We start from the raw sequence: 5658 nt of genomic DNA, 5'->3' as shown, positions 1-5658 counted from the left end.
GTGTGGTTGCGGTCGTCGCGCAGGGTGGCGGTGTCGGCGCGGTTGTCCCAGACGTGGTCGCGCTTGCCCTGGAACAGGTCGGTGCGGGTGTCGCGGCCGAATCCGGTGTGGATGCGGATGGTGGCGCGGCCGCCGATACGGGTGTCGTTGAAGCGGTAGCGGTTGCCGTCGGAGTCACGCAGCGTCCAGCCACGCACGTTCACCGGCTGGCGGGTCGTGTTGCGGATCTCCACCCACTCACCGTTCAGAGAACGGTTGGAGCGGTCGTCACGTCCGGGGCTGTCGGCCTGGACCCGAGAAATCTCCACCCGCGGGTGTCGGTCATGACCCCGGTCCGCCGCGGTGGCGGGGAGAGCGGCGGCCGAGACGATGGCGCCGGCGGCGAGGACGGTCGCGGCGACACGACGAGCGGTCGACGAAGCAGACATACGTGGCCCCTCAAGAACTGTGCCTCACCCGCCGATACGAACCACGTACCGGATCGGGGTGCCCGGCCCGTGGTGGGCCGAGGACCCAAACTCTCGACCCGACACGGCGCCGGCCACAGCCCCCGACGAGGCCGGTTACCGACCCTGGACATTTCCGTCACACACGCCTGCGTACTACACGCAGTCCGCGTGAGCGTGGCCCTGACATTCACTGACCGCTACACCCACCCGGGCCGCGCACGACACAGTCGATCAATGCGCCCGGAGCGCACCACCGGGCGCACTCCTCCGCCCGTCACCCAACCGGAGCAGCGAGTTCCGTAACAGCTGTTCGGCACGGTTCTTCGCACGCATGCACGGAAACCGTGCTGCCGAACGAATCCGTCTGCCCGTGCCAACTCGGCGGTGAGCCGGCCCAATACGCAGGGGTGCGCGGCTCGACCAGGGAGCGACCTCCGAAGCCGACAGGCCCTGCGCCGCGACCGGGAGGACGCCGGGCGACGTCGCGCCCGCGGTGACGGTCCACAGTGAACCGTTCTTCCTGGCCGATTCCCGGGCCGCGACCTGGCGCCTGTCCCTACGCGCAGATGAGCCAGTGGGCCGCCATGCCCGAGGAGGCGCTCGCCGAGCAGGTCAGGCACTACCACCACCTCATGACGTTCTGACTGCGACTGCTTTTCCTCATAGCGGAAGGTACGCAGGCCGCCTCCGGCGGCCTGCGTACCACGTCAGCCGGTGGCCAGGGGCGGGTGCGTCAGGCCCTCGGGGGGACGAGCATGCGCTCGGAGCCCAGAGCGTTGACCGTGGTGTCCCTGTACATGGTGGTCTCGCCGTCGGTCCAGCGGATGATGAGGTCGTTGGTGAGGCCGTTGCCCGTGTACTGGCCGGTGGTCATGAGCACGCTGTGGGTCCAGGTCTTGTTGGGGCCGTGGATGCGCTGCTCGCCGCCCAGGCCTCCAGTGGTGGTGCCGACGTAGTTGTCGAGCTCACCGCTGGACCAGCGGACCATCAGGTCCCACTTCTGGTTGCCGGAGAACTGCCCGGACGTCAGCAGTGTGGCGTCCTTCCAGGCGTCGTTGGGTTCCTTGAGCTTGTATTCCTGGCCCAGCGTGCCGGCGCCCACGTTGGTGTAGAGGCTGAGTTCGCCATCCGACCAGCGCACAATGAGGTCGGTGACGTAGGTGGTGGCGTTGAAGCGGCCGGCGGCTATCTGCGTGGCGTGGCTCCAGATCGAGCCCGCCGGGGCCATCTGGGTTGCGTTGGCGGTGGTCAGGCCGTTGGCTCCCACGTCGCCGTAGAGCGTCATCTCGCCGCTCGACCAGCGGACCATGAGATCGAACTGGTTGGAGCCGGTGAAGTCGCCTGCGGTGATGTTCGCGGCGTCCTTCCAGGTGCCGTTCGGGGCGAGGAGCTGCCGTTCCGGCAGGAAGGCGCCCTGGCCGTCGCCGGGGAAGAGGGTCACCTCGCCGTCCGTCCACACCACGAGCAGGCTGCTGCGGCCGCTCCCGGTGAAGTCGCCGGAGGCCATGGCCTTGGCGTGGGTCCACAGGTCCCCTAGCCCGGGCAGCAGTGGGCTGTCCGCGGATCCCTGGTACGTCGGGGGCCGGGAGATGAGGTCGGGATCGATGCCCTTGTTGGCGTCGTTGTAGAGGTCCTGGGCGTCCTTGCCGTAGATCGGTGAGTACGTTACCCAGGAGTCATTGGCGTCGTTGCCGCCGCCGTTGTAGCCGCCGGTGTTGCCGATGACCTTGCCGGTGCGGGCGGCGGCGTCGTAGTCCTTGATCCAGGGGCCGCCGGACACGCCGGCGTAGAAGCCGTTGCACAGCATCTGCATCTGGCGGAAGCCGCCCAGCCGGGTGGTGGGCACATCGCAGCGCAGGGCCTTGTGGTTCTTGTTGACACTTGAGCTGGACGGGTAGCCGACGACGGTGGCGTTGTGCTCGTACGTGCTCACCGGTGTGAAGGTGAGTGCCCCGGTGACGTTCTCGATGTTGCCCTTGGCGTTCGGTTCGACCAGGGCGAAGGCGAGGTCCAGGTCGGACACCGCGCCTTTGCTGTTGTGCCGGTATCGGGGATCCTGGTAGACGCCCTTGGCCTTGAGCGGGAAGATGCCGTACGGCTGGGCACCGGCGGCTTTGCCGTTGCGGTACTGCGGAACGAAGATGGCGTGGCTCGTCGGCTTCTTCATGCCGTCCGCGCAGTGCCCCGCCGTGAGGACCATGTTCTTGTCCGTGCTGCGGACCACACTGCCGGTGCAGGAGGTGTCCGCCTTGCCGATCTCGCCCTCCTGGTAGAAGAAGGTTCCCACCATCGGCATGCCGTCGAAGTAGGTGCCGGTCGGGGTGCCGGAGGGCGCAGCGGACAGGGTGGTGTTCTGTCGGCCGGCGGCCCCGCCGACGGTGCCCCGGCCCCGTGCGTCGTCGACGGGCACGGCGGCGGCCATACGTTCGGCCGTCCAGTACTCCTCCTCGGCGCGCAGCTTGTCCGAGGACGAGGGCGGGGTCGCGGTGCTCTTTGCGGCCGGGGTGCTGGCTCTCGGGCTCGGGGTGGCGGTTGCTTTCGGAGTCGTGGTGGCGCTCGGATTCGCAGTGGCGCTGGGTCTGCGGTCGGCGCTGGCCGTGGGAGCGGTGGGGTGAGGTGTTGGGGTGACGGTCGCGGCGAGAGCCGGACCGGTGCCCAGTACGGTCGCGATCACGCTGAGAGTTAACGCGGTGAACCATCTGGATCTCAAAGAACTTACTTCCTTGGTGAGGTGATACTGCCGGTCAACGGGCCGTAATGGTGCGCCAGTTCGACGAGGGGGCAGGCTATGCAGGGGTATGGAAGATCGTCAACGGAAATGAAAAGAGGGCAAATGGGTGCAATGAGGATGATGGGCGGTGTGGCCACCGCGCTGGTGCTGCTGTTACCGGTCGCGGAGGGCAGTGCCTTCGCGACGGCGACCACGGATCCGCCCACCCCGACACTCGCGGGGACGCAGTTGTCCGCGCGCCCTGGTGAGCGGCTCACGTTCGCGGTGGCCGCGTCCCTGCCGGGGAAGAACGGAAACTGGGTGAGCTCCGAGATCTTCATTCAGCACGGGACACTGAGGATGAACGATCCGCTCATCACCGCTGTGGCCACCGTGGCGTGTGACACTCCGCCGGGCGTTTACCCGGTCGAGCAGACCGGGCCCGGCGGGCACCTCAACGGCGCCAAGGGCGACGTCTGGGTGAGCGTCAAGGTCGCGGACATCGGCGAGGCAGAACGCAAGGCCTGCCCCGGTAAGGTCGCCGTCCTTCCCCCGGAACAGCCGGACGAGCGCTGGCCCGCGGGTGACTCCTGGCCGCAGTCGCCCTGGGACGTGCGGACGTTCAAGCCCGGCGACAAGGTGACGCCCACGGCTTCGGACGCGGAGCTTGGATTCGGCAAGACTCTCGCCTCGCCGGGCTTCACTGACCAGCCCGTCATGAGCGGGGCCAAGGCGGTCCTGACGGCGACGGCTGTGATCCGGTGTGATGCCGGTCCCGGTCTGTACGAGGTCCGCTGGGTGGGCAGGGACGAGGTCTGGGCACGCTACCGGGTGGCCCGGAGCGATGACGCGGCCCGCCGCGCCTGCCATGACGAGGCGGCCCAGCCGGCCGCGGGACAAGTGACCCCGTGGCTGCTCGGCGCCGCGGCACTGGCCGCGGCGGGCGTGGTGACCCGCCTCCTGGTCCGGCGTCGGCGTCGGGCATCTCACTGATGCCGATGGTGCCGTGTCGCCGGCGCGGGCTTCGCCTCCGCCGGTCCCGGGGTGGGGGCGTCTGAAGCTCGAACACCTGCTGAAGGCAGGTGAAGAGCCCCGCACCGTGATCCAGGTAGTCCCGAGGAGCGTGCCGGCCCACGCGGGTCTCGCGGGACCCTTCACGGTCCTGGGCTTCAACGAAGGCCCGGATGTGCTGTACGTCGATGGCTTCGGGCAGGGGCGGATTGCACTCGATGCAGCCGAGGTAGTTGAGGCCGGCCGCTCCTATGACCTGCTCATGGCCGCAGCCCTGTCGCACGAAGCGACCGCCGACCTGATCGGCTCGCACTTGGAAGGACTGACCCGATGATCAGTGCAAGCAAGCTGCCCGTGACCTGGCACAAGAGCAGCTACAGCACCAACGGCGGCAATTGTGTAGAGGTAGGGCGCGGGATTTCTTCTGCCGTCCCTCTCCGCGACAGCAAGGACCCGCATGGCCCCGCGCTCATCTTCGAGCCGTCAGCATTCATCACATTCATCAGCGCTGTCCAGCGCGGCGGTCTCTGAGGGCGAGCAGAGCAGCGCCCCACCTCAAACGCTGGACGAGGTGGGGCGCTGCTCTGCTCGCGACTCATGCGCCTACTCAGGCACTTCGATTCCGAGGCTCTCCGTCAGGTCGCGGAGGTCGGCACGCGGTATCGCCTCTACCGGTTGAGGTCATCTGGGACGAGACCGACCAGGAGAACGATGTGTTCGACCGCCGTAAAGGCTTCTGTCGCGTAGTCAGGACATCTCTCCGAGGCCCACCCGAACTGCCGATCGCCGCGCACCAGCAGCCCACGGGAATGACCGCATCCGATCAACTGACCATGATCCAGGCTCCGTTCCATGCCGAGAGGCAGTGATGCGAGCGAGCACTCCGGACACGGTAACGCCACCTCAGCCTGTCCGGAAACCACGGCCATGACCCGTTGATCACTTGAGGGCGCCTTATCTCACCCATATGGTCATTTCCGATCGCAGCGGTGAACAACCACAGCAGGGGACACAGATGGAAGACGAGCGAACCCGCCGTCGACGCCCAGCACGATTCTTCGTGCACGGGGATGATCTGGGGGTCTGAAGATCAGTCCACAGAACGACGAGGGCTGACCGACGACTCCCCCCGGATGCCGTCGGTCAGCCCTCTTTAGGCAGGTCAGTCAGCCAGAGGCAGGTACACCCGGTTTCCCGAGGCCGCGAACTCCTTGGACTTCTCCAGCATCCCGGCCGGCCGCGCCAACTTCGATCTCCTACGACGCCGCATCCTGCTCTCACCATGATCAAGAAACCGCTACCCCCAAATCAGCGACAGAGCCCACAACCTGAGCCAGAACCACTACTCGTGAACAAAGCCAACCCACGTCGCCCCCACCCGCGAGCACACGGACCTTGTCCTTGACGGCACCCGCACAACCGCCCAGCTCACGGCCGAGCTGCAGGCCCACCTGGCCGAGCAGGGCCGGGACACCTCGGCCCCATGAC

6 protein-coding genes are annotated in these 5658 nt (G+C 67.4%); 4 read left to right on the top strand and 2 right to left on the bottom strand.

The features are described from left to right. A partial coding sequence (locus ADK55_RS09250; RefSeq protein WP_053677000.1) for a lamin tail domain-containing protein occupies positions 1-428 on the bottom strand: 428 nt, incomplete at its 3' end. A 527-nt stretch (positions 429-955) separates the two neighbouring features. On the opposite strand from ADK55_RS09250, the gene ADK55_RS38435 reads away from it, so the two are divergent. Then, entirely contained in the window at positions 956-1093 is a 138-nt protein-coding gene (locus tag ADK55_RS38435; protein ID WP_159041335.1) for a hypothetical protein, read from the top strand. Between the two features lie 89 nt (positions 1094-1182). On the opposite strand, the gene ADK55_RS09245 is transcribed toward ADK55_RS38435, so the two are convergent. Then, entirely contained in the window at positions 1183-3123 is a 1941-nt protein-coding gene (locus tag ADK55_RS09245; RefSeq protein WP_234349973.1) for a trypsin-like serine peptidase, read from the bottom strand. A gap of 159 nt (positions 3124-3282) precedes the next feature. On the opposite strand from ADK55_RS09245, the gene ADK55_RS37540 reads away from it, so the two are divergent. The 3 genes from ADK55_RS37540 to ADK55_RS36190 are packed head-to-tail and all read left to right on the top strand — an operon-like array spanning position 3283 to position 4701. Next, positions 3283-4152, top strand: a complete 870-nt coding sequence (locus ADK55_RS37540) for a hypothetical protein (protein ID WP_159041334.1) — start codon at positions 3283-3285, stop codon at positions 4150-4152. Between the two features lie 13 nt (positions 4153-4165). Further along, positions 4166-4504, top strand: a complete 339-nt coding sequence (locus ADK55_RS09235; RefSeq protein ID WP_267887338.1) for a Scr1 family TA system antitoxin-like transcriptional regulator — start codon at positions 4166-4168, stop codon at positions 4502-4504. Then, complete coding sequence (locus ADK55_RS36190) at positions 4501-4701, top strand: DUF397 domain-containing protein (protein ID WP_078998691.1); 201 nt, start codon at positions 4501-4503, stop codon at positions 4699-4701. The genes ADK55_RS09235 and ADK55_RS36190 overlap by 4 nt, the downstream gene beginning before the upstream one ends. Positions 4702-5658 lie beyond the last annotated feature (957 nt).

Source organism: Streptomyces sp. WM4235 (genome assembly GCF_001279725.1).
Taxonomy (GTDB): Bacteria; Actinomycetota; Actinomycetes; order Streptomycetales; family Streptomycetaceae; genus Streptomyces.
Note: the sequence above shows the minus strand (reverse complement) of the source record. Positions and strands in the feature narration are given on the sequence as shown.